Annotated in this window: 20 protein-coding genes; 10 read left to right on the top strand and 10 right to left on the bottom strand. The window is 72.8% G+C overall.

Translation table 11 applies throughout. The annotated features are described in order from the left end of the window. Nucleotides 1-9: 9 nt before the first annotated feature. On the bottom strand, nt 10-1032 hold the full coding sequence (locus tag LK09_RS08700) for an LLM class flavin-dependent oxidoreductase (protein WP_039397901.1): 1023 nt from the start codon (nt 1030-1032) through the stop codon (nt 10-12). Between the two features lie 77 nt (nt 1033-1109). Between LK09_RS08700 and LK09_RS08695 the strand changes: the two genes are divergently transcribed. Together LK09_RS08695 and LK09_RS08690 are read left to right on the top strand one after the other, a co-directional pair. Further along, complete coding sequence (locus LK09_RS08695) at nt 1110-1490, top strand: DUF3054 domain-containing protein (protein ID WP_039397899.1); 381 nt, start codon at nt 1110-1112, stop codon at nt 1488-1490. Between the two features lie 29 nt (nt 1491-1519). Beyond that, on the top strand, nt 1520-2602 hold the full coding sequence (locus LK09_RS08690; RefSeq protein WP_039397897.1) for a DNA glycosylase AlkZ-like family protein: 1083 nt from the start codon (nt 1520-1522) through the stop codon (nt 2600-2602). A gap of 12 nt (nt 2603-2614) precedes the next feature. Here LK09_RS08690 and LK09_RS08685 read toward each other — a convergent pair whose 3' ends face one another. Then, a complete protein-coding gene (locus tag LK09_RS08685) occupies nt 2615-4042 on the bottom strand; it encodes an O-antigen ligase family protein (RefSeq protein ID WP_039397896.1) in 1428 nt (475 codons plus the stop codon). A 217-nt stretch (nt 4043-4259) separates the two neighbouring features. Here LK09_RS08685 and LK09_RS08680 point away from each other — a divergent pair, with 217 nt between their 5' ends. From LK09_RS08680 to LK09_RS08670, 3 genes are all read left to right on the top strand, one after another. Beyond that, nucleotides 4260-4583, top strand: a complete 324-nt coding sequence (locus LK09_RS08680; protein WP_082008132.1) for a WhiB family transcriptional regulator — start codon at nt 4260-4262, stop codon at nt 4581-4583. A gap of 66 nt (nt 4584-4649) precedes the next feature. Continuing rightward, nucleotides 4650-7544: a glycosyltransferase gene (locus LK09_RS08675; protein ID WP_039397894.1), complete on the top strand. Its 2895-nt coding sequence runs from the start codon at nt 4650-4652 to the stop codon at nt 7542-7544. Beyond that, nucleotides 7541-8944, top strand: a complete 1404-nt coding sequence (locus LK09_RS08670) for a DUF5719 family protein (RefSeq protein WP_039397892.1) — start codon at nt 7541-7543, stop codon at nt 8942-8944. The genes LK09_RS08675 and LK09_RS08670 overlap by 4 nt, the downstream gene beginning before the upstream one ends. 38 nt (nt 8945-8982) lie before the next feature. On the opposite strand, the gene LK09_RS08665 is transcribed toward LK09_RS08670, so the two are convergent. Further along, a complete protein-coding gene (locus LK09_RS08665) occupies nt 8983-9426 on the bottom strand; it encodes a hypothetical protein (RefSeq protein WP_331454265.1) in 444 nt (147 codons plus the stop codon). A 97-nt stretch (nt 9427-9523) separates the two neighbouring features. On the opposite strand from LK09_RS08665, the gene LK09_RS08660 reads away from it, so the two are divergent. Together LK09_RS08660 and ahcY are read left to right on the top strand one after the other, a co-directional pair. After that, nucleotides 9524-9730: a DUF3499 family protein gene (locus LK09_RS08660; protein WP_039398413.1), complete on the top strand. Its 207-nt coding sequence runs from the start codon at nt 9524-9526 to the stop codon at nt 9728-9730. Between the two features lie 44 nt (nt 9731-9774). Beyond that, nucleotides 9775-11232 carry an adenosylhomocysteinase gene (gene ahcY, locus LK09_RS08655; RefSeq protein ID WP_039397890.1) on the top strand — a complete coding sequence of 486 codons (1458 nt, stop codon included), beginning with the start codon at nt 9775-9777 and terminating at the stop codon, nt 11230-11232. Between the two features lie 7 nt (nt 11233-11239). Here the strand turns inward: ahcY and LK09_RS08650 are convergent, their stop codons facing one another. Next, nucleotides 11240-12049: an RDD family protein gene (locus LK09_RS08650; RefSeq protein WP_039397888.1), complete on the bottom strand. Its 810-nt coding sequence runs from the start codon at nt 12047-12049 to the stop codon at nt 11240-11242. A gap of 14 nt (nt 12050-12063) precedes the next feature. Between LK09_RS08650 and LK09_RS08645 the strand changes: the two genes are divergently transcribed. The 3 genes from LK09_RS08645 (at nt 12064) to katG (ending at nt 15957) form a co-directional block, all read left to right on the top strand. Further along, nucleotides 12064-13059 (top strand): stage II sporulation protein M, encoded by a 996-nt coding sequence (locus LK09_RS08645; RefSeq protein WP_039397886.1) that lies wholly within the window; start codon nt 12064-12066, stop codon nt 13057-13059. Between the two features lie 78 nt (nt 13060-13137). Beyond that, a complete protein-coding gene (locus tag LK09_RS08640) occupies nt 13138-13569 on the top strand; it encodes a Fur family transcriptional regulator (RefSeq protein WP_039397884.1) in 432 nt (143 codons plus the stop codon). Between the two features lie 138 nt (nt 13570-13707). Then, on the top strand, nt 13708-15957 hold the full coding sequence (gene katG / locus LK09_RS08635) for a catalase/peroxidase HPI (RefSeq protein WP_039397883.1): 2250 nt from the start codon (nt 13708-13710) through the stop codon (nt 15955-15957). Between the two features lie 57 nt (nt 15958-16014). Here katG and LK09_RS08630 read toward each other — a convergent pair whose 3' ends face one another. The 6 genes from LK09_RS08630 to LK09_RS08605 form a co-directional block, all read right to left on the bottom strand. Further along, on the bottom strand, nt 16015-16791 hold the full coding sequence (locus LK09_RS08630; protein ID WP_052226554.1) for an aquaporin: 777 nt from the start codon (nt 16789-16791) through the stop codon (nt 16015-16017). A 78-nt stretch (nt 16792-16869) separates the two neighbouring features. Beyond that, nucleotides 16870-18180 carry a DUF58 domain-containing protein gene (locus LK09_RS08625; protein WP_039397881.1) on the bottom strand — a complete coding sequence of 437 codons (1311 nt, stop codon included), beginning with the start codon at nt 18178-18180 and terminating at the stop codon, nt 16870-16872. Continuing rightward, the gene (locus LK09_RS08620) at nt 18181-19164 is read right to left on the bottom strand and encodes an AAA family ATPase (protein ID WP_082008159.1); all 984 of its coding nucleotides are present in this window, start codon (nt 19162-19164) and stop codon (nt 18181-18183) included. It abuts the gene before it with no gap. Further along, complete coding sequence (locus LK09_RS08615; RefSeq protein WP_052226553.1) at nt 19124-20317, bottom strand: DUF4350 domain-containing protein; 1194 nt, start codon at nt 20315-20317, stop codon at nt 19124-19126. Before LK09_RS08615 ends, LK09_RS08620 begins: the two co-directional genes overlap by 41 nt. Beyond that, nucleotides 20314-20967: a DUF4129 domain-containing protein gene (locus LK09_RS08610; protein WP_039397877.1), complete on the bottom strand. Its 654-nt coding sequence runs from the start codon at nt 20965-20967 to the stop codon at nt 20314-20316. The genes LK09_RS08615 and LK09_RS08610 overlap by 4 nt, the downstream gene beginning before the upstream one ends. Then, nucleotides 20967-22208, bottom strand: a complete 1242-nt coding sequence (locus tag LK09_RS08605) for a hypothetical protein (protein WP_052226552.1) — start codon at nt 22206-22208, stop codon at nt 20967-20969. The genes LK09_RS08610 and LK09_RS08605 overlap by 1 nt, the downstream gene beginning before the upstream one ends. Between the last annotated feature and the right edge of the window lie 104 nt (nt 22209-22312).

Raw genomic sequence — 22312 nt, 5'->3', positions numbered from 1 at the left:
GCCGGCGGATCAGGCGCGGGTGCCCGTCCAGCCCAGGGCGGGCGCCACGTGCTTCGCGAACGTCTCCACGACGTGCAGGTTGTACTCGACCCCGAGCTGGCTCGGGATGGTCAGCATGAGCGTATCGGCGGAGGCGAGGGCGGCATCCTGCTTGAGCTGCTCGACCAGCACATCCGGCTCGGCGGCATACGTGCGCCCGAACGTCGCACGACCCCCGTCGATGTAGCCGACCCCTTCGCCCTCCGGGCGCCCGAAGTACAGGGCGTCCTGCTGGGTGACGATCGGGAAGATGCTCCGGCTCACCGAGGTCCGCGGGGTCCCGGCGTGCCCGGCATCCGCCCACGCGGCACGGAACAGATCGATCTGCTCCGCCTGGAGCTCGTCGAACGGCATCCCGGCGTCTTCGGTGAGAAGCGTCGACGACATCAGGTTCACGCCGACCCGGCCGGCCCATTCCGCCGTGTCGCGGCTGCCGGCTCCCCACCAGACGCGCGAGCGCAGGCCGGGGGAGTGCGGTTCGACCCGCTGCAGGCCCCGACCCCCGCCGAACGGCGAGTTCGGGTCGCGCTCGGCCATGCCCTCGCCCTCGATGGCGCGCAGGAACCGGTCGAAGTGCTCGCGGGCGACATCCGCCCCGCGCGGGTCTTCGCTCGGGTAGCCGAACGCCTCGTAGCCGCGCACGACGGACTCGGGTGACCCGCGGCTCACGCCGAGAGCCAGCCGACCGCCGGAGATGAGGTCGACGGCCGCGGCCTCCTCCGCGAGGTACAGCGGGTTCTCGTATCGCATGTCGATGACGCCCGTGCCCATCTCGATGCGCTCGGTGCGCGCGGCGATCGCGGCGAGCAGCGGCATCGGAGAGGACTGCTGGCGGGCGAAGTGGTGCACGCGGAAGTAGATGCCGTCGGCGCCGAGATCATCCATGCCCTGGGCGAGGTCGATCGCCTGCAGCATGGAGTCCTGCGCGGTCAGTTCGCGGCCGCCGCCGAGGGGACCGTAGTGGCCGAAGGAGAGTGTTCCGAAGCGTTGCACGTCAGGGACAACCGGGTGGCCGCGGCATCCATTCCCGCGCATGGAACAGGTTCGGCTTGCGGACATAGGGTGAGGGGGTGAAGACCCGACCCCCGGCCCTCGGCCTCGCCATCGTCCTCGACATCGTGCTCATCCTCCTGTTCGCCCTGATCGGGCGCGCGAGCCACGGCGAGAATGCGATCGCGGGCCTGTGGATCACGGCCTGGCCCTTCCTCGCCGGGGCGCTGGTGGGATGGCTCGCCGGACGCGTCTGGCGTCGCCCCTTCGCGCCGTGGCGCAGCGGACTGTGGGTGTGGGTCGGTGCCCTCGTGGTCGGGATGATCCTGCGCGCCGTGTCCGGGCAGGGCGTCGCGGTCTCGTTCGTGATCGTCGCCGGCATCGTGCTCTTCCTCTTCCTCGTCGGCTGGCGCCTGATCGCCTCGGTCGTCCGCCGCGGACGCGGGTTCCGGCGCCTGTGAATGTCGGCGCCCCGGCGTAGCCTCGCGGCATGACCCACACGCTGAGTCGCGACGACGCGCGGCGGATCATCGTGCGCGCCCAGATGCTCGACGCCCGGCGCCCGGGCGACGTGGTCGAGGTCGCCGAGCAGCTCGCCGTCATCAAGATCGACCCGACCGCGGTCATCGCGCCCGCCCAGCACGCCACGGCGTGGGCGCGCATCGGCTGGGGGTACGAGCCGGGGCAGCTGACCAAGGCGGTGGAAGACGACCGCGTGCTCTTCGAGTACGACGGCACGATCCGGCCGATCAGCGTGCTGCCGCTGCTCGTCCCGCGCATGCGGCACTGGCCGCAGCACGCGCGCGGCCGCGGGTGGATGGAGGCCAACGCGCGGTTCGCCGACGACGTGCTGGCCCGGCTCCGCGCCGACGGGCCGCTGCTGGCGTCCGAGATCGAAGACACCGCCCAGGTCGCCCGGCAGTCCGAGAGCGGCTGGTACGGATCCAATCAGGTGCCGCGCATGCTCGAATCGCTGGAGCGTCAAGGGCGTGTGGCGGTGGTGGGCCGGGAGGGCCGCCTGCGGCGCTGGGACGTGACCGAGCGCGCCTGGCCGAAGGCGCTGCCCGAGTACACCGACGAAGATGCCGCGCGGCTGCTCGACGAGCGCCGCCTGCAGGCGGCGGGCATCGCGAAGGAGCGCTCGGCGTGGACTCCGGTCGGCGCGGCCGGCGAGCCGGCCGTCATCGACGGGGTGAAGGGCAGGTGGCGGGTCGATCCGCAGGCGCTCGCCGCCCTGGACGACGATCCGGGCGGCCGCGTCGCCATCCTCAACCCGTACGACCGGATCCTGTTCGACCGGCCGCGCCTTCGCGACGTCTTCGAATTCGACTACGTCCTGGAACAGTTCAAGCCCAAGGCCGAGCGGGTCTACGGCCAGTTCGCGCATCCGATCCTCGTCGGCGACCGGTTCGTCGCGCTGCTGGATGCCGCGCTCGACCGCACGCGCGAGACGCTGCACGTGACCGCGCTCCACGAGCTCGCCCCCATCGAGCCTGAGGAGATGGAGATGATCCGCGGCGAGATCGCCGACCTGGCCGAGTGGCTGGGGGTTCCGGTCACCGGTCTTCGCTGAAGGAGGCCGGAGTCAGGCCGGGGTGGGCTGCTCGCCGCGTTCGAGCTGGACCGGCTGCTCACCGGGACCCACCCCGACGATCGGTGCCTGTTTGATCTTGAAGACGAGGAGCACCGGCAGCATCCAGCCCCACAGCAGCAGCGGCTCGGATTCGGCGAAGCCCTGCACGAGCAGCATCGTGAAGATGAGCGGCGGCAGCACCGAGAGCGCCGAATACGGGCGGCCGGCGGTGAGATCCCAGCGCGGCCGGTCGACCGCGAAGAACCATGAGCGCCAGATGCCGGTGAGATAGTGCCCGGCCAGGAGCAGCACTCCGATGATGCCCACCTGCATCCACGCGTCGATCCACATGTTGTGTGCCTGCATGACGGACTGACCGTGGTCGACGATCCAGCGGTCGAACGCCGGATCACTCGGCAGCCAGGGGGTCGCGAAGCCCCAGCCGATGACCGGGTGCTCCACGGCCCGCCCGATGACGCCCTGCCAGATCCCGGTGCGCCCGGTGAGCTCGGATGACCGGCCGAGGGCGGAGAGCACGTTGTCGCGCATCAGCCAGGCGCCCAGGATGCCGACGATCGCGACGCCGGTGAACAGGACGTACCGCCGGGTCCGGTCGCCCGGTGTACGCGCGGTGCGCATCACGAGCACCGCGGCGAGCACCGCGGCACAGCACGCTGCGGCCAGGTACACCGTGGCCGAGTCGGCGCGGTAGAGGAGGAAGGCCGCCACGACGATCCATGCGATGAGGAGCGGCCGACGGGGTGCCCGTGCCGCGATCCGGACGGCGAAGACGATGATCGCGACCAGGCAGACGGCCGCCAGCGGGTTGGCGTTGCCGTAGATGCCCTGGATCCGGCCGCCGTCGAACAGGCTCTCCCACCCGTGCCGCATGAGGTTTCCGCGCGACCAGAACACGATCGGGTCGTACGTCGAACCGGGTGCGGGAGGCATGAACTCGGGCAGCAGGGGACCGCGCACGAACACCGAGACGGCGATCTCGAACGCGAGCGACAGGCCCACGCACCATTTCAGTGCGGAGGCCAGCGCCGCGACCACCTCGCGCCAGGTCAGGACGGCGCCGACGAACAGGGCCTGGAGGGTCGTGATCGCAAGCAGAAGCCAGGTGAGCGCGGTGGTTCCGGGCCAGTGCGACCAGATGATCGAGATCCCCGCCCAGACCACGTAGGCGCTGGCGAACCAGGGGAGGCGGCGCCACTGCACGGGCGGGCGCACCCGGACCCAGAGCACGACCGTCACGACGCCGGTCGCGATCGTGAGGATGCCGGAGGCCACCGCGCCGATCGCGTTGATCCATGCGACGCCGGAGAACGCCAGGAACAGGACGAAGATGCACCAGGCGCGCAGCATGAGATGCCCGGTGCGCTCGCGAGCCGGGGGCCCGGGCACCGCGCCGACGGGGTGCTTGGAGAGGACGGCCATCGCCGATCAGGCTACCGTGCCGGGCTGGGGCCGGTCTTGGTCGAGTCACAGGTATTCGATACCGGACCGTTATCGAACGTGATCGGGCGTCCGGCGCGTCGCGAAGGTTCAACCCCGACATGAGGCTTTACCATCTGCGACTTGACCAGATCGAATGACATCGGTGTAATTAGTGCATCGTCCTTTTGCAGTTTCGGGGGAAAGGCAGGGCAACGACATGGCGGCAGCGCAGTATCGATCCGACGTTCCCAGCGACTGGTTCGTCGATCCGATCGAACGCGGAGTCCCTGGTGTTCACCGGGACGCGACCGACGAAGACAATCCGCTCTCGTGGCAGAGCGACGCCCTGTGCGCACAGACCGATCCTGAAGCGTTCTTCCCGGAGAAGGGCGGCTCGACCCGTGACGCGAAGCGCATCTGCGCATCGTGCGACGTCCGCGACCAGTGCCTCGAGTACGCACTGCAGAACGACGAGCGGTTCGGCATCTGGGGTGGCCTGTCCGAGCGGGAGCGGCGCCGCTTGAAGCATCGCGCCAGCTGATCGGATCGGCGATCCCCGGCGCGTAAGGCGGCTTCGACCGGCGCGCGTGCCTAGGCTGGGCGAGCCATGCCCGCCCGTGTACATGCCATCCTGGTCGCCCGACCCGACGCCCGCCTGCCTGCCGCTTCGCACCTGCGCCGCACGCTGACCGCGCTGGGAGCCCAGACGCGCCCGGTGGAGCGGATCACCCTCATCCTGTGCGGTGCCGACACCGCCCTTCGCGCGGCCGCCGCCGAGCACCCCGACATCGAGATCATCACGGCTCCGGCGCAGACACGCTACGCCGACGCCCTCCGCCTCGCCGATTCCACACTGGACGGCGAGGCGGTCTGGCTTCTCGCGCAGGACACGGTGCCGTCCGCGCGGGCGCTGGCCGTTCTCGCCGACGCCCTCGACCGTGCCCCGTCGGTCGCCGTCGCAGCCCCCAAACTGGTGCGTCTGGACGACCCGGCGCGCATCGTGTCGCTCGGTCAGAGCATGACCCGCGGCGGGCGGGCCGTCGAGCTCGCGGCCGACGAGTTCGACCAGGGACAGCACGACGGCGCGGACGACGTCCTCGGCGCCGACGTGCGCGGCATCCTGATCCGGCGTGACGCCTGGGCGGCGCTGGGCGGTCTGGATCCGGCGCTCGCCGGGGCAGACGAGGGACTCGATCTCGGCGTGCGCGCCCACCTCGCCGGCGGTCGCGTCAGCATGGTTCCGGCCGCGCGCATCGCCGTCGCCGGCGACGGCGTCGCGGGCCTCCGGCGGGGGAGGGATGCCCGCACCCACCGCACCTACGCCGCCCGCCGGGCCCAGCTGCAGCGCCGGCTCGCCTACGCGAGTCCCCTCGCCCTCCCGTTCCTCTGGCTGCTCGTGCTCCCGACCGCCGTCTGGCGCACAGCGGTGCTGCTGGTCGCCAAGACGCCGTCCGGTCTGCTGCCCGAATGGGGTGCGTCGGTCGTCGCGTTCGTCCGGGTGGACTCGATCGCCCGCGCCCGCGCGCGGATCCGCCGGTCCCGCAGCGTGCCGTGGGCCCTGCTCGCGCCGCTCCGGCTCACCCCCGCGCAAGCGCGGCATCGCCTGGACGGCGAGTCGGAGGGGCCCGTCGTCGGGCACCCGCGCACCGACCTGCGCTTCTTCTCCGGCGGGGGCGCGTGGGCGGTCCTTGCCGCTCTCATCCTCTCGGTCGCGATGTTCCCCGCGCTGCTCGCGTGGCGGTCGCTCGCCGGCGGTGCCCTGCAGCCGCTGAGCTCGACGGTGTCGCGCCTGTGGGCGGATGCCGCGTACGGCCTGCGACCGCTCGGGCTGCACGAGATCGCACCGGCAGACCCGTTCAGCGCCGTCGTCGCCGTCATCGGCTCGGTCCTGCCCACCGACCCCTCGCGGGCCCTGGTCGTGCTCTGGCTGCTCGCGCTCCCGCTCGCCGTGCTCGGCGGCTGGTTCGCCATGACGCGCATCACCGACCGGCCGCTGCTTCGCATCTCCGGGGGCGTCGCGTGGGCGCTGGCACCCCCCTTCCTCGCCGCCCTGTCGCAGGGGCGTCCGACCGCGGTGATCCTCCATCTGCTGCTTCCCTGGCTGCTGTTCGCCGCAGCGGTCGCCCATCGGTCCTGGTCGGCCGCGGGCGGGGCATCCCTGCTCCTGGTCGCGTCGCTCGCGTGCGCCCCGTCGCTCGCGCCGGCCTTCGCGGTGCTGTGGGTGCTCGCGGTCGTGCTCACCGCCGTGCTGCGCCCCGCCGGCACCACGCGCGTGGTGTGGACCATCGTGCCCGCCGTGGTGTTCGCCGTGCCGCTCGTGTGGCGCCAGCTGCGCACCTCCTCGCCGTGGGCCCTCGTCGCGGATCCGGGCGTGCCGTGGGCGGGCCCCCAGGTGGGCGACAGCGTGCACGGACGCTTCCTGCTGGCCACCGGATTCCCCACCACGGACCCGGGTGGCTGGGGGCTACTGCTCCACGAACTGGGACTCGGCACGTCGACGTGGTGGGTGCCGGTCCTCGTGCTCCCGGTCGCGGTGTTCGCGGTGCTGGCCCCCTTCACGCGTCGCCGGCTGGTCGGGGTGATCCTGCTGGTCGTCGCCGCCCTCGGCATCGGGACCGCCATCGCCGCGGTCGGGATCGCCGCGGCGTCCGTCGACGGACAGGTCGTGCGCGTCTGGGCGGGCAGCGGTCTCAGCCTCGCCTGGGCGGGCGGTCTCGGGGCGGCCCTCCTGACCCTCGATGCGGGTCTCGTCGGCTCCGTCCCCGACTCGACGCGCGCTCGGCGACTGCGTGCACTGCGCGGCGCCGGCGCGCTGGTCATGGTCGCCGCGATCCTCGTCGTGGCCGTGCCGCAGCTCACCGCCCACCTGCGCGGTGTCTCGAGCGTGACCGAGGGGGCGCCGTCCACCCTTCCCGCCTATGTCGCCGCAGCCGGCCGCGGCGACCCCGACACCGGGACGCTCGTGATCGCGCCGCTCGGATCCGACCGGCTCGGAACCACGGTGGTGTGGGGCGAGAGCGAGACGATCGGCGGGCAGTCCACGGTCTGGTCCACCCGGACGCGGCTGAGCGAGTCCGATCGACTGATCGCGACCCTCTCGACGGACCTGGTCAGCTCCGCGGTGGACAAGAGCAGGGCGACCGACCCGGTGCGGGCGCTGGCGGCGCAGGGCATCGGCTACGTGCTGCTGGAACGGCCCGCGGACGAATCCGCGCAGCCTCTCGCGCTGTCGTCCACGACCGTCATGAACCAGAGGGCCGGGATGGATGCCGTCGGCGAAGTGTCCGGCGGCACGCTGTGGCGCATCACCGAGACGGTGACCGCGCGGGCGGAGCCGGGCATGCCGGTCGATGCGCTCTCGCGCGGAATCGCGCTGGCGGAGATCATCGTGGTCGCGGCAGCCCTGCTGCTCGCGGTGCCGACGGCGGAGTCCCTTCGCCGGACGCGCCGGGAGCCGCGCATCGTGGGCCTGCCCGCGCCGTCGAAGGGAGGCGTCCGGTGAGCACCACGCGATCCGCCGTCAACACCGGAGTCCGCCTCGGGATCGCGGTGGTGGTCGTCGCCGCCGTCGTGACCGGCACCGCGCTCGCCGTCGCCGCGGGACTGCCCGGCCATCGGGCGACGCCGGTCTCGACCACCGTGTCTCCCGCCGCCGAATCGTCGGTGCTCGCGTGCGACGGGCCCATCCTGGCGCTCGGCCGGGACACCGCCAGCGCCGGCAAGGTCTCGGTCGCGACCGCGCAGAAGCTGACCTCGGGCTCGGTCCCGGGCACCGCGCCGACCAGGACGACCACGCTCGCGTCACCGGATGTGGCGGGCGCCCAGGGACCGCAGAGCCTCATCACGCCCCCGACCGGCCGCGCGCCGGCGCAGGTCGGCGCGTCGGTGTCGGCTCAGCTGAGCGCGGCCGACCTCAGCGGCTTCGCGGCATCCGCCTGCCAGCCCGCGATCGCCCAGTCCTGGCTCGTGGGCGGATCCGCGGGGACGGGATCCAACGATCTCGTGCTGCTCGCGAACCCGGGCGCGGTGGCGGCAACCGTGCAGGTGACCGTCTACGGTCCGAGCGGTCCGCAGATCCCGCCCGGCGGCGCCGACGTCATCGTCCCCGCGCGCACCCAGCGGGTGATCCCGCTCGCCGGCCTGGCGCTCGGGACGGCGAGCCCCGTCGTGCGGATCGTCTCCTCGGGCGCGCCGGTGCAGGCCTCGATCCAGACCAGCATCATCCGCACCCTCGTCCCCGGCGGCGTCGACCAGGTGTCGGCGGCCGAGAGCGCGGCCAAGGCGCTGCTGATCCCCGGCGTCCGCGTGACCGGCGCGGCGGGGGCGGGGTCCAGCCCGCTTTCCGTGCTGAGGATGCTCGCCCCCAATGCCGATGCCCGTGCGACCGTGACCGTGCGCGGCCCGGACGGCCGCACGGCTCTGACCCGCACGGTGCCCCTGACCGCTGGACAGCCGATCGAGGTCGCGCTCGAGGGCCTCAAGACCGGGACGTACTCGGTGCGGGTCACCGCCTCCGCCGCGGTGGTCGCCGGCGTCTGGAACGCCACCGGCACGGGCGCGGGCGACGACTACGCCTGGAACGCCGCGGCACCGTCGCTCGGCACGACCGCGACGGTCGCCGTCCCGGACGGCGCGGGTGCCGTGCTGTCCGTGGTGAACTCCGGTGCGCGCACCGCGTCGGTCACCGTGAAGCCCGTCTCGGGCGGCCCGTCGCAGACGCTCAGCCTTCCGGCGGGCGGCGCGAAGGACGTGCCCGTGAACCCCGGGACGGTGTACCGGCTGATCCCGCGCGCGGGTGGCCAGGTCGCGGCGGCGGTGTCGTTCGCGTCGGCGCATGCGCTCGCCGCGTTCCCGGTGTGGGCGGCGGATGCCGCGTCGCCGGAGCTGACGGTCTATCCCTGATCAAGACCCGAATCGCGGGAAGCAGGCCGATGCGCCGCTCAGAAGCCGTGGAAGCGGCCGGGACCGAGGTCCCACGGGCTGACCCCGAGGTATTCCGCCGACGCGCGCAGCACCGCCTCCTCGACGGCGAACCGGCGATGCAGGTCGTCGTTGCGGTGCAGGTGCGACAGTCGCTGGATCGGGATGCGGAAGAGCACGATGCGCTGCTCCTCGGGGATCACCTTCCAGCGCTGGATGCCGTCCACGCCCTCGTCGAGGGGCAGGGCCGCGAACTCGTAGCGCACGTCCCGCAGCTCGGGGGTCACCGAGCGGAGGAACTCCGCGGTGCTGCCCGCGATCATGTCGAACCGGTCGATGCGGTTGTCCAGCGGCGGCAGCGGCGGCTTCGTGACGAGGCTGCGCCCGGCCCGCCCGTGCCGATCGTGGCGCGGGGGACGGGGTGCCTGGGCCTGTGAACCGCTCTGCCTGCGCCGCCGCATCATGCGCTCCAGTCTACGGATGCCGGTGCCGGGGCGGATCGGGCTCGACGCGTCGGGTGTCGCCGCAGGTCCGGGCGGCGGAGGCGGTACGGTGGGGGTGATGCGTGAACGACAGTGCTCGAAGGTGGGATGCTCCCGCGAGGCGGTGTCCACCCTGACGTACGACTACGCCGACCAGATGGCGGCGGTCGGGCCGCTGGGGCCGGACGGCGATCCGCATGCGCACGACCTCTGTGCGATCCACACCGAGCGCCTCTCCGTGCCTCGCGGCTGGGTCGTCGTGCGGCACGAGACGCTGCAGTCCTGACGCCCGCCGCGGTGGGCGGTGGGCCGATCTGCGAGAATGGCAGGATGCCGTCTGTCACCAGCGCCCTCGACTACGCCGTCCGCGATCTCTCCCTCGCCGAGGCGGGGCGCCACCAGCTGCGCCTGGCCGAGAACGAGATGCCGGGGCTCATGGCCCTGCGCGAGGAGTACGGCGCCAGCCGGCCTCTCTCCGGCGCACGCATCGCCGGCTCGCTGCACATGACCGTGCAGACCGCCGTGCTCATCGAGACGCTGGTCGCCCTCGGCGCGCAGGTGCGCTGGGCGAGCTGCAACATCTTCTCCACGCAGGACGAAGCGGCCGCCGCGGTCGTCGTCGGCCCGACCGGCACCGTCGCCGAGCCGGCGGGTGTCCCGGTGTTCGCCTGGAAGGGCGAGACGCTCGAGGAGTACTGGCAGCTCGCCGACCGCATCTTCGACTGGTCGGCCGAAGGATTCGACGGCCCGAACCTCATCCTCGACGACGGCGGCGACGCGACCCTGCTCGTGCACCGGGGCGTGCAGTTCGAGAAGGCGGGCGCGGTGCCGGAGGCGACCGATGACGACTCCGAGGAGTACCGCATCGTGCTGGCGACCCTGCGCGCGTCACTGGCCCGTGACCCGCAGCGCTTCACGCGCATCGCCGCCGGCCTGCAGGGCGTCACCGAAGAGACCACCACCGGCGTCCACCGCCTGTACGAGCTGGCCGCGGCCGGCGAGCTGCTGTTCCCCGCGATCAACGTGAACGACTCGGTGACCAAGTCGAAGTTCGACAACGTCTACGGCATCCGGCACTCGCTTCCCGATGGGATCAACCGCGCCACCGACGTGCTGATCGGCGGCAAGACCGCGTTCGTGTGCGGGTACGGCGACGTGGGCAAGGGCGCGGCCGAAGCGCTTCGCGGCCAGGGCGCCCGCGTGATCGTCGGCGAGATCGACCCGATCTGCGCGCTGCAGGCGGCGATGGACGGCTTCCAGGTCGCACGCCTGTCGGATGTCGCCGGCACCGTCGATCTCGTCATCACCGGCACGGGAAACACGCGCGTGGTCACGGTCGACGACATGCTCGCGCTCAAGCACCTGGCGATCGTCGGGAACGTCGGCCACTTCGACGACGAGATCGACATGGCCGGGCTCGCCGCGATCCCCGGCGTGGAGAAGGTCGAGATCAAGCCGCAGGTGCACGAATGGCGGCTGCCCACCGCGCGAAGCATCCTGGTGCTCTCCGAGGGGCGCCTGCTGAATCTCGGCAACGCCACCGGCCACCCGTCGTTCGTGATGAGCGCATCGTTCACCAACCAGGTCCTCGCGCAGATCGAGCTGCACACCAAGCGCGCCGAGTACCCGACCGCGGTCTACACGCTGCCGAAGGCGCTCGACGAGAAGGTCGCGCGACTGCACCTCGATGCGCTCGGCGTTCAGCTGACCACGCTCACCGACGAGCAGTCCGCGTACCTCGGCATCCCGGTGGAGGGTCCGTACAAGCTGGACCACTACCGGTACTGACGCCGCGTCAGGCGGCCGGTTCGCCCGCGGTCAGCGCGGCCAGCCGCTCGTTCTGCAGATGAAGGGCGCGCAGTTCGCGATCGCGCCGCACGGCCACGGCGCCGCGGACGAGCGTCTCCGGGTCGACGGGCGGCAGCGGAGAGACGAACGGCGTGACCTCGGCGGCGAGGAGCTGCGCCTGACGGGTGCGGGCGGCCGGGGCCATGGCGTGCGCCTGCCGGACGAACTGCGCGCATCGGCGCGCGAGGCGATCCGGCATCCGGCTGACGTCCGCGATGTGCTGCCACTGCGCCAGCTCGGCCGGCAGCGGCGGGATGGCGGCGGGGAGCCGGGGCACGCGCGTGCGCTCGCTCGCGGTACCCGCCACCAGGTCGCCGAGCCGCTGGGCACGGGGGGTGAACGCGCCGGTGAGCGCCGCCACGGCCCCGGCCGTCATCCAGATCTCGAAGACGCCGATCGCGGCGCGGATGAGGGCGTGCCGCAGGCCCGACGCGCCGCCGTCGACCCGGACGATGCGGCCGCCGACCGCGAGCTTGCCGAGGCTGCGCCCGCGCGTGGCGGTCTCCACGGTCGCCGGCAGCACCACCGTGCCGCACACGGTGATCGCGACCGTGAGGATGCCGGTCGTGTTCTGGGGCAGCACGCCCTGCGTGATGGCCCAGATCGCGCCGAGACCGAGGACGGCCATCAGGATGAGCGCCAGGAGGACGTCGATGAGGGCGCCGAGGGCCCGCAGGAAGAACCCCAGCGGCTGAACGTCGAGGGCGACGGCCTCGCCGGTGAGCACCTCGTCCTGGGCGTACACGGTCGCGGGCATGGTTACAGTGAAGCATGGACCTCGACGCGCTGACCGCCGCGCGGCAGGACGAGTGGGAGCGGCTGGGGCGGCTGGCCGGCAAGCGCCGCCTGACCGGTGACGAGGTCGACGAGCTCGTCACGCGCTACCGGGCGGCATCCGCAGACCTCGCCGACATCAAGACGTCGGCGGGCCGCACCCCCACCGGCGACCATGTCTCCGCACTCCTCTCGCACGCGCGCCTCCGGCTCACCGGGGGCCGCGACAACCCGTGGCGACGCCTGCCGCGGTTCTTCGCGCGACAGCTTCCCGCCGCCCTCTACCGGGTGCGCTGGACGACCCTCGCGATCGCGATCGCGTTCGCGATCATCGCGACCACCGTCGCCCTGTGGATCTCGGGGGACCCGGCGACGGTCGCCGCGCTGGGCGACAAGGCATCCCTCGACCACTACGCGAACCAGGAGTTCGTGGGCTACTACCGCGACAACCCCGCGGCGGTGTTCGCCGGCACGGTGTGGACGAACAACGCCTGGATCGCGGCGCAGAGCGTGCTGTTCGGCATCACCGGGATCTGGCCGGTGTACGTGGTCGTGCAGAACGCCGTCGGCGTCGGGACGGCGGGTGCCGTCATGATCGCTGCCGGGAAGGGCGACATCTTCCTCCAGTTCATCGCGCCGCACGGCCTGCTCGAGCTGACGAGCGTCTTCGTCGCCGCCGCAGCCGGCCTGCACATCTTCTGGGCGTGGGTGGCACCGGGCCGGCGCACCCGCGGGGAGGCGCTCGCGCAGGAGGGGCGGTCACTGGCCACGGTCGCCGTCGGCCTCGTCTGCTCGCTCGCCCTGTCGGGCATGGTCGAGGGGTTCGTGACGCCGCAGACGTGGCCGTGGCCGGTCAAGGTGCTGCTGGGTGCGGCGGCCCTCGCGCTGTTCCTCGTCTACATGCTCGTCGTCGGACGACGTGCGGCCCGCGCGGGGGAGTCCGGCGACCTCACGGAGTACGAGGCCGGGACGCCGCGACTCGTCGCCGGCTGATCGCTCCGCCCGAACGGGCGACACGCCGACATCCGTCGCGTTCTTTTGAATCACTCAAAAGAACGCTACCGTGGTTGCATGCTCCAACCGCAGTCGCCGACGGATGTCACGCTCCGCGCGGCCGGGCTGCGGGTGACCGGCACGCGCCGGGCGGTCTACGACGCCCTCCGCGAAGCTCCTCACCAGTCGGCCGACGGGGTGCTGGGCCGCATCGCGCACGCCCTCCCGGGGGCCAGCCTGCAGTCGGTGTACAACGCTCTGACCGACTTCGTCGCGACCGGCCTCGTGCGCCGGATCGAGCCGGCCGGCCACGCCGGGCTCTACGAGCTGCGCGTCCACGACAACCACCACCACATCGTGTGCACCGGATGCGGCCGGGTCGAAGACGTCGACTGCGTCGTCGGCCAGGCGCCGTGTCTGGCGCCGTCGGCGACCCACGGGTTCGCGGTGCACACCGCCGAAGTGACCTTCTGGGGGCTGTGCCCCGACTGCCGTTCGCGAGGCGCGTAGCGCGGCCGCCGAACCCGACCAGACCTCCGCCCGCCGACGGGCACCACGCCTGCGCAATGTCGCGCATCCCAGCTCGACGCGCCCGCAAGGGCACCGGACCCGGGAGGGAACGGAATCGAGATCGATGAGAGGAATGACATGACCGATAACGCAGAGAGCACCCTCGACGCCGGGCAGTGCCCGGTGGTCCACGGCGGCTCGGCTCCGGACGAAGCCGTCACCGTCGCGGGCCAGCCGCATCCGACCTCGGGGTCGGCGAACCAGGTCTGGTGGCCGAACCGGCTGAACGTTGGCCTGCTGGCCAAGGATCCGGCGGTGAAGAACCCGTTCGGAGACGACTTCGACTACCGCGAGGCCTTCGCGCAGCTCGATCTCGATGCGCTCAAGAAGGACATCGCCGACACCCTCACCACCTCGCAGGACTGGTGGCCGGCCGACTTCGGGCACTACGGACCCCTCATCGTGCGCATGGCCTGGCACTCCGCCGGCACGTACCGCGTGATGGACGGCCGAGGCGGCGGCGGCACCGGCCAGCAGCGCTTCGCCCCGCTGAACAGCTGGCCCGACAACGTGGGCCTGGACAAGGCACGGCGCCTGCTGTGGCCGGTCAAGAAGAAGTACGGCCGCTCGATCTCCTGGGCCGACCTCATGATCCTGGCCGGCAACGTCGCCCTCGAGACCATGGGATTCAAGACGTTCGGCTTCGCCGGCGGCCGGGTGGATGCCTGGGAGCCCGACAACGACGTCTACTGGGGCCCGGAGAAGACGTGGCTGGGCGATGAGCGCTACTCCGGCGACCGTGATCTGCAGCGACCGCTGGCCGCCGTGCAGATGGGCCTCATCTACGTCAACCCGGAGGGTCCGAACGGTGATCCCGACCCCCTCGCGTCGGCGCGCGACATCCGTGAGACGTTCGCCCGCATGGCGATGGACGACGAGGAGACGGTCGCGCTGATCGCGGGCGGTCACACGTTCGGCAAGACCCACGGAGCGGCTCCCGAGTCGCACCTCGGGGCGGACCCGGAGGGCGCCGACCTCGCAGAGCAGGGTCTCGGCTGGCGCAACGACTTCGGATCGGGCAAGGGGGACGACCAGATCACGAGCGGACTGGAGGTCACCTGGACCTACCACCCCACCCGCTGGGACAACGAGTTCTTCCACATCCTGTTCGCCTACGAGTGGGAGCTCATGAAGAGCCCCGCCGGCGCGAACCAGTGGCGCCCGATCAACGGCGGCGGCGCCGACATGGTGCCCCTCGCGCACAGCGCAGGACGCCGCGAGCCGCGCATGCTGACCAGCGATCTGGCCCTGCGCGTCGACCCGGTGTACGAGCCCATCGCCCGCCGCTTCGCGGAGGACCCGGACGCCTTCGCCGATGCGTTCGCCCGTGCCTGGTTCAAGCTGACGCACCGCGACATGGGGCCGGTGACCCGGTACCTGGGGCCCGAGGTCCCCGCCGAGGAGTTGCTCTGGCAGGACCCGGTGCCCGCGGTCGACCACGAGCTCATCGACGACGCGGATGCCGCCGCGCTCAAGGCGCGCATCCTCGCGTCGGGCCTGTCGGTCGCCGAACTCGTCTCGACCACGTGGGCCGCGGCATCCACGTTCCGCGGCAGCGACAAGCGCGGCGGCGTCAACGGCGCCCGCATCCGGCTCGCGCCGCAGAAGGACTGGGCGGTCAACAACCCCGCGCAGCTCGCCACGGTGCTGGGCGTCCTGGAGCAGGTCAAAGCCGAGTTCGACGCCGCGCAGGACGGCGGCAAGCGCGTCTCGCTGGCCGATCTGATCGTCCTGGCCGGCAACGCCGGCGTGGAGCTCGCGGCGGCCTCCGCCGGGCACCAGGTCGTCGTGCCGTTCCGTCCCGGACGCACGGATGCCTCCCAGGAGCAGACGGACGTGCACTCGTTCGGCTACCTGGAGCCGGCCGCCGACGGGTTCCGCAACTACCTCGGCCCGGTCGCGCTGGAGTCCGGGCTGCCGGCGGAGCACCTGCTCGTCGACAAGGCGAACCTGCTCACGCTCAGCGCACCCGAGCTCACGGTGCTCGTCGGCGGTCTGCGGGTGCTCGGCGCGAACTGGGACGGCTCCGACTACGGCGTCCTCACCGACCGCCCGGGCACGCTCACGAACGACTTCTTCGTGAACCTGCTCGATCTCGGCCACACCTGGCGTGCGCTCGATCCCGGGCAGCACGCGTTCGCCGCGTTCGACGACGACGACGCCCGCGTGTGGGTCGGCACCCGCGCCGACCTCGTGTTCGGCTCGAACAGCGAACTGCGCGCCGTCGCCGAGGTGTACGCGTCGGACGACGCGGAGCAGAAGTTCGTCGACGACTTCGTCGCCGCGTGGACGAAGGTCACCGAGCTGGATCGGTTCGACCTCGTCTGAGGCCCGGGCCCTCATCGGAGCACGCCGCACGGCGGCTCCGGTGGGGGCTCGCGTCGTTCAGGCCGCCAGCGACCGGGTGCCGTCGAAGAGGGCGCGGTACGCGAAACCGGCGACCAGGGCGCCGACGATCGGGAAGACGATGAACACCCACAGCTGGCTGAGCGCCGTGGCTCCGCCGTAGACGGCCGTCGCGAGCGAGCGCGCCGGATTCACCGAGGTGTTGTCGATCGGGATGGTGGCCAGGTGGATGACCGTGAGGGTCAGGCCGATTGCGAGACCGGCGAACCGGGTGCCGCGCACCGGGTGGGTCACGCCGAGGATCACGACGAGGAAGAGCAGGGTGAAGAGGGTCTCCACGATGACGGCCCCGCCGATGCCGAAGCCGGCAGGCGAGAGGGAGTCCCACCCGTTGCTCGCGAAGCCCGCGCCTTCGGCCCGGGTCAGGAAGTCGTTCGGGCCGGACAGCGAGACCAGCACGAGCAGGGTCGTTCCGACGAGTCCGCCCACCACCTGTGCGATGAGGTAGGGCACGACGCGCCGCCACGGGAACCGGCCGGCGGCGGCCAGCCCCAGGGTCACGGCCGGGTTGAAATGGCCGCCGGAGATGGGTCCGAACGCGTACACCCCGACGACGACGGTGAGACCGACGGCGAGAGAGACTCCGACGAACCCCACGCCCTTGTTCGAAGCATCCGTGCCCGCGCCGAATCCGGCCGCGAACAGCCAGGTGCCGATGGTGGCGAGCACCAGCAGGAGCGTGCCGAACGCCTCGGCGACGAGGGCCGCGCCGGTGGTCGACTTCGGCTGCGTCGCGATGGTCGGGGACTCGCTCATGGGGTGAGCTCCTTCGGATCGAGGGAATGAGGCGAGGACGGGGGATCCCCCGGCGAGTTTAGCGACCCCCGGGATGGTTCAAAGGCGGCCGAGAGCCTTGAGCGCCAGATAGCGGTCGGCGATCCGGACCGGGAGGTCATCCGGTGCCGCAGCCACGGGCTCGGCGCCGGCTCGCTCGATCGCCCGCGCCACGCGCCCGGCGTCCGACAGGGTGCGCGCGGTCGCCGCATGGCGGTACGCATCGTCCGCGTCGACGGGAGGCATCGACACGGATGCCTCGGCGACCACGTCGGTCGCGGTGCCGACGAGCACCGTGGCGTGCGCGGCCAGCCCGGGGAGCGCGGAGAGGAATCCGCGGGATGCCTCGGGCTCGTCCTGGGCGGTCAGCAGCACGATCAGCGCGGGACGGACTCCGAGTGCGCGGACCGCCGCGAAGGCCGCATCCCAGTCGGTGTCGAGCAGGCTGGGTTCCACCGGCGCGAGCGCGTCGACCAGAGCCGGCAGGAGGGTCGGACCGTCGACGCGGGAGACGCGCGCCCGCACCAGCCGGTCGAACGCGACGAGGTGGACGTGGTCCCCGGCGTGCTGGGCGAGAGCGGCCAGCAGCAGGGCGGCCTCGAACCCGGCGTCCAGCCGCACGCCGTCCCCGACCCGCGCCGCCGAGGTGCGGCCGGTGTCGACCACGACGACCACGTGCCGGTCGCGCTCCGGGCGCCACGTGCGCAGCATCGTCGTTCCGGCGCGCGCCGTGGCGCGCCAGTCGATCGAGCGGACGTCGTCGCCGCGCACGTACGGGCGCAGGCTGTCGAACTCGGTGCCCTGGCCGCGCACCTGCACGCTCGTGGCGCCGTCGAGTTCGTCGAGCCGCGCGACGCGGGAGGCGAGATGACGGCGCGAGGCGAACGGCGGGAGCACCCGCAGGGCGGCCGGGACGTCCAGTCGGCGCTGCCGCCCGGCCAGTCCCAGGGGCCCGCTGCTTCGCACCGCGACGAACTCGCTGCGGAGCTCTCCGCGCCGTCGGGGCAGCAGCGGGATGCCGAGCGTCTGCGTCTCACCGGGCCCGATGCTCAGCCGTTCGCGACGCAGGGGCGCGCCGGCGGTGGGCTGCCACGCGTCGCGCAGCTGGCCGCGCAGCCTGCGGGGGCCCGTGTTGCGCACCGCGATTGTGGTGTCGACGGGCATCCCGAGGCGCGCCCGGGGCGGGACGGACCGGGTGAGGCTGAGAAGGCGCGGACTTGCCGCGGCCGCGGCATCCAGCGCGGTCGACGCCAGGCACAGCACCAGCCACCCGCCCAGCACCGCCCAGGGCGCCAGGCCGGCGGAGGTCAGCACCACCAGCGGCACGGCGCCGACGGCGACGAGCACGACGAGTCGGCCGGTGACGAACATTCAGATCGGCACCCGGGTCTGCTGCACCACGGCGGCCAGCACGGAATCGACCGAGACGCCCTCGAGCTCGGCGTCGGGGCGCAGCCGGATCCGGTGGCGCCACGCCGGCACCAGCATCGTCTGGACGTGATCGGGGGTGATCGCGGGCGACCCGCTGAGCCAGGCCCACGACTTCGCCGCCGCAAGCAGGGCGGTGGTGGCCCGCGGGCTGACTCCGAGCTGCACCGACGGGCTCTGACGCGTCGCCCGGGCGAGGTCGACCACGTAGGCCAGCACGTCGTCGGCGGCCTGCACGGCGCCCGCCGCCCGCTGCGCCGCCTGGATGACGGCGGCGTCCGCGACCGGGCGGACCACGTCCAGTCGCTGCGGGTCGAACCCGCCGGCGTGCCGGCGCAGCAGCGTGACCTCGGCGTCGCGATCGGGGACGCCCACGGTGAGCTTGAGCAGGAAGCGGTCCTGCTGCGCCTCGGGCAGCACGTAGGTGCCCTCGTGCTCGATCGGGTTCTGCGTCGCCGCGACCAGGAACGGATCGGGAAGGGGACGGGTCACGCCGTCGGCCGACACCTGGCGCTCGGCCATCGCCTCCAGCAGCGCGGACTGCGTCTTGGGCGGGGTGCGGTTGATCTCGTCCGCGAGGAGGACGCTGGTGAACACCGGCCCGGGCCGGAACTCGAACTCGCCGGTGCGGGCGTCGTAGATCAGCGATCCGGTCACGTCACCGGGCATCAGGTCGGGGGTGAACTGGATGCGGGTGGTGTCCAGCCCGAGCGCGCGGCTGAACGAGCGCACCAGCAGCGTCTTCGCAACGCCCGGCACCCCCTCCAGGAGCACGTGGCCCCGGCTGAGGAGCGCCACGAGCAGGCCGCTGACGGCGGCATCCTGCCCCACGACGGCACGGGAGATCTCGTCGCGCACGCTCAGCATGGCGTCGCGGAGGGACTGGTCATCGGTCACGGGCGGTTCCTTCCGGGAGGATCGCCGCATGCACGGCGTTCTCGAGGGCGTACAGACGGGTGGCGAGGTCGACGAGCGCACGGTCGTCGCCGGGCCGGGCATCCACGAGCAGGGTGCGCACGTCGGCGCGGGATCGGCCGGTCACGGCGGCCGCCGCATCGGCGACCTCGCCGGCGGAGGCTCGGCGGCCGAGTCCGAGGGCTGTGGCGATGCGGCGCGCGGCCGCGGCCCGCAGCAGCTCGTAGGCGTGGGCCGGATCGGCGGCGCGCGCGTACAGGTGGGCACGACCCTCCGCGGTCTCGGAGGCGCGCACGGTCACCGGCAGGCGCTCGGCCACGAGCGGACCGAAGCGGCGTCCGCGCCAGATCGCGGCGGCGAGGGCCGTGGCGAAGCCGAGCACGACGAGCGGGGTCACCCAGCCGGGGGTGAGATCGGCCAGGGTCGGCGCGGCGCCGGCATTGCCCCCCTCCGGCGCGAGCCAGACGAGGGTGTCGCGCGCACCGAGGAGGTTGATCGCGAGGGCGGCGTTGCCGTTCTCGCCGAGGTGCTCGTTGGTGAACAGCCGGGTCCCGTCGACGATGGTGTCCTGCCGGGCGCCGTCGGTGCGGGTGACGAGGCCCACGGCGTCGCCCTGCGGGTAGCAGGAGGACGTGTCCGCGCCGGTCGCGCGGAACAGGACGCCCGGAGAGATGCCGCCCGCGCGCTGCGCGGCGGGCAGGGTGCACGCCGGAGAGACCACGCCCCGCCCGTACCCGGCGAGCGTCGCGCCGAAGAGGACCCGGGCGCTGCGGGCCGCGGGGTCGCCGACGACCGTGCCGGCCGCCTGCTTGGTCAGCGCGAGGAGATCGGCGACGGTGAGCGCCGGGCTGTCGGGCAGCCAGAGGGTCGCCGGCGTCTTCTCGAGCGCGTCGTGCGCCGCGACCGGGTCGGTGACGATCTGGACGGTGACGCCGTGCTTCTCGAGGATGCTGACGAGCGCCCGTGCGCCGTCGGCGCCGGTCGAACGGGGATCGAGCGTGCCCTGCGACGTCGACGGCCGCGGCGTGATCAGTGCGCCGAGTCCGACGATCACCACGAGTGCGACGGCGATCGCCGCCCAGCCGGCGATCGCGCGTCCGCGCCGCGGGGCCAGTGCCCCCGCGGGAGCGCCGGTCGGCGTGGGCGTCGTCTGCAGCGCCGTCACGTCGTCGCCTCGGCCGCCACGGTCCGGGATGCCGCGGCATCATCCACGTGCGCCACCCGTGCGTACCTCTCGGCCGTGCCCGGGAGTCGCAGGTATCGCACGTCGTCGAACGCGGTCGCGGCGGCATCCAGCTCGTCGCGCAGGTCGGGCAGCAGGACGGCGGCGCTGCGTGCGAATCCGTGCACGGTGGTGCCCGGAGGGGTGTCGAGCAGGCCTCGTTCGGCCAGTCCGCGGGCCAGCGCGCGCTGACGGAGGATGACCGCGGTGTCCCAGTCGGCGCGGTCCGCCGCGGCGGCGGCCGCCTTGCGCAGCTGCGCGGCGGTGCGATGCTCGACGTCGCCGAACAGCGACGGCTCGTCGCCCGCGGCGGCGCGCCGACGTGCGCGAGGACGGCCCCACAGCACGACGGCGACGATCAGCAGGACGACCAGGACGACGCAGGCGATGACCGCCAGCCAGCGTCCGGAATCGCCGGGGGCGCCCGCGTCGAACAGGTGCAGGAAGAACTCCTGCACGGAACGCGCGAACCGGTCGAACGCCGTCGGGTGCGCGGCGGCGTAGGCGGGATCGCGGAGTTCTTCGCGCGCCCAGCTCTGCGCCGTCGCGCCGTCGGGCGTGAGCGGCGGCGCGGAGTCGGACAGCGGGCGCATCAGCGCGGCGGCGCCATCGGGGGCGGGGGAGCCGCTTCGCCCGGCGTGGGCGGGGTGGCAGCGGGCGCGGCCTGCGGGGGCTGCGGGGGCGGGCCCCAGGGGGCGGACGCACCCTGCGGCGGCGGGCCCCACGCCGGCTGCGGCGGCGGCCCCCAGGGTGCGGGCGGCGCGGCGAGACGCGGGGCGGCGATGCGTCCGATTCCGGCGGTGAACGGGTCGGGCAGGTCCTCTTCACCGGCATCCCGCCGTTCGACGAACGCGAGCAGGTCGAGATCGAGTCCCTCGTGGCGCATGCGGCAGTCCACGTAGAGCAGGCAGGATGCCGTCGACTGGACGATCGACCCGACGAGCTGGATGATCAGCACGACGACCTGGACGATCGCGGACACGACGATCTGCACCACGAGGCCCTGCGTGTCGCCGCCGGTCGGGGCGATGACGCTGCCGGTGAGACTGCCGATCAGCGAGAAGGGCACCGCGACCACCTGGCCGAGGGCGAAGAACGCCAGCCAGATCACGACGATGACGCCCAGTACGGCCCAGAAACGGCGCCGCGTGAGCCGCCAGGATCGTGCGATGCCGCCCATGACCGTTGCCCGTTCGAGCAGGATCGCGGCCGGCACGAGGGCGAGCTTGGCGCTCAGCCACAGCCACACCGGCAGCCCCGCCGTGAGAGCGAGCACGGTCAGCAGGACGCCGACCGCCCATCCTGCCGCTCCCGCGCCGAGGGCCGCACCGACGCCGACGCCGACCGCGGCGGCCAGGGCGACTCCGATCATGGCGGCCAGTGTGAGCAGGGCGGCGTAGCCGATGAGCCGCCAGGCCACCGGACGCACCTGCGCCCAGATCTCACGCAGCGTCGGTCGTTCGGCGAGCACGCCGCGGGCGACGTCGATCACGACGACGCCCTGCACCAGCACCCCGAACGCGCCCATCAGCAGGCTCACCACGACGGCGACGAGCACCGTGACGCCGACCGATCCGGCCATGATCTGGTCGTACGCGCTGGAGCCCGGCTGCACGTTGTCCAGACGCGAGAACATGGCGAACGACACGCCGCCGACCAGCGCGATGCCGATCAGATAGGCGGCGCCCTGCACGGCGAGCGCGAACCCGAGCAGGACCCGCGGGTTGTGCCGCAGCGCGGCGAACGAGCGCCCCAGGATCGTGCCGAATCCGAGCGGGTGCAACGGCACGATCCCCGGGCGGGATGCCGGGGTCCAGGTCGGATATGCGCTCATGGCGACTCCTCGAAGCGTCGTGCGTCCATCGTGACACACGCTCCCGACACCGGCCGTCGAGATCGGCCGATCGGCAGCCTGAACCGCGATGCCGGGTCTCTGGA

Origin of the sequence: Microbacterium mangrovi, from assembly GCF_000802305.1 — a bacterium.
GTDB classification, from domain to species: Bacteria; Actinomycetota; Actinomycetes; order Actinomycetales; family Microbacteriaceae; genus Microbacterium; species Microbacterium mangrovi.
The sequence above is the reverse complement of the archived record's forward strand: the minus strand, read 5'-3'. Positions and strand labels throughout refer to the sequence as shown.

Excerpts from the sequence above, each read along its gene's own strand:
- LK09_RS08690 (WP_039397897.1), top strand. The coding sequence starts at position 1,520 with ATGACCCACACGCTGAGTCGCGACGACGCGCGGCGGATCATCGTGCGC.
- LK09_RS08685 (WP_039397896.1), bottom strand. The coding sequence starts at position 4,042 with ATGGCCGTCCTCTCCAAGCACCCCGTCGGCGCGGTGCCCGGGCCCCCG.
- LK09_RS08680 (WP_082008132.1), top strand. The coding sequence starts at position 4,260 with ATGGCGGCAGCGCAGTATCGATCCGACGTTCCCAGCGACTGGTTCGTC.
- LK09_RS08675 (WP_039397894.1), top strand. The coding sequence starts at position 4,650 with ATGCCCGCCCGTGTACATGCCATCCTGGTCGCCCGACCCGACGCCCGC.
- LK09_RS08665 (WP_331454265.1), bottom strand. The coding sequence starts at position 9,426 with ATGATGCGGCGGCGCAGGCAGAGCGGTTCACAGGCCCAGGCACCCCGT.
- LK09_RS08660 (WP_039398413.1), top strand. The coding sequence starts at position 9,524 with ATGCGTGAACGACAGTGCTCGAAGGTGGGATGCTCCCGCGAGGCGGTG.
- ahcY (WP_039397890.1), top strand. The coding sequence starts at position 9,775 with ATGCCGTCTGTCACCAGCGCCCTCGACTACGCCGTCCGCGATCTCTCC.
- LK09_RS08650 (WP_039397888.1), bottom strand. The coding sequence starts at position 12,049 with ATGCCCGCGACCGTGTACGCCCAGGACGAGGTGCTCACCGGCGAGGCC.
- LK09_RS08645 (WP_039397886.1), top strand. The coding sequence starts at position 12,064 with ATGGACCTCGACGCGCTGACCGCCGCGCGGCAGGACGAGTGGGAGCGG.
- LK09_RS08640 (WP_039397884.1), top strand. The coding sequence starts at position 13,138 with ATGCTCCAACCGCAGTCGCCGACGGATGTCACGCTCCGCGCGGCCGGG.
- katG (WP_039397883.1), top strand. The coding sequence starts at position 13,708 with ATGACCGATAACGCAGAGAGCACCCTCGACGCCGGGCAGTGCCCGGTG.
- LK09_RS08630 (WP_052226554.1), bottom strand. The coding sequence starts at position 16,791 with ATGAGCGAGTCCCCGACCATCGCGACGCAGCCGAAGTCGACCACCGGC.
- LK09_RS08625 (WP_039397881.1), bottom strand. The coding sequence starts at position 18,180 with ATGTTCGTCACCGGCCGACTCGTCGTGCTCGTCGCCGTCGGCGCCGTG.
- LK09_RS08620 (WP_082008159.1), bottom strand. The coding sequence starts at position 19,164 with ATGCGGCGATCCTCCCGGAAGGAACCGCCCGTGACCGATGACCAGTCC.
- LK09_RS08610 (WP_039397877.1), bottom strand. The coding sequence starts at position 20,967 with ATGCGCCCGCTGTCCGACTCCGCGCCGCCGCTCACGCCCGACGGCGCG.
- LK09_RS08605 (WP_052226552.1), bottom strand. The coding sequence starts at position 22,208 with ATGAGCGCATATCCGACCTGGACCCCGGCATCCCGCCCGGGGATCGTG.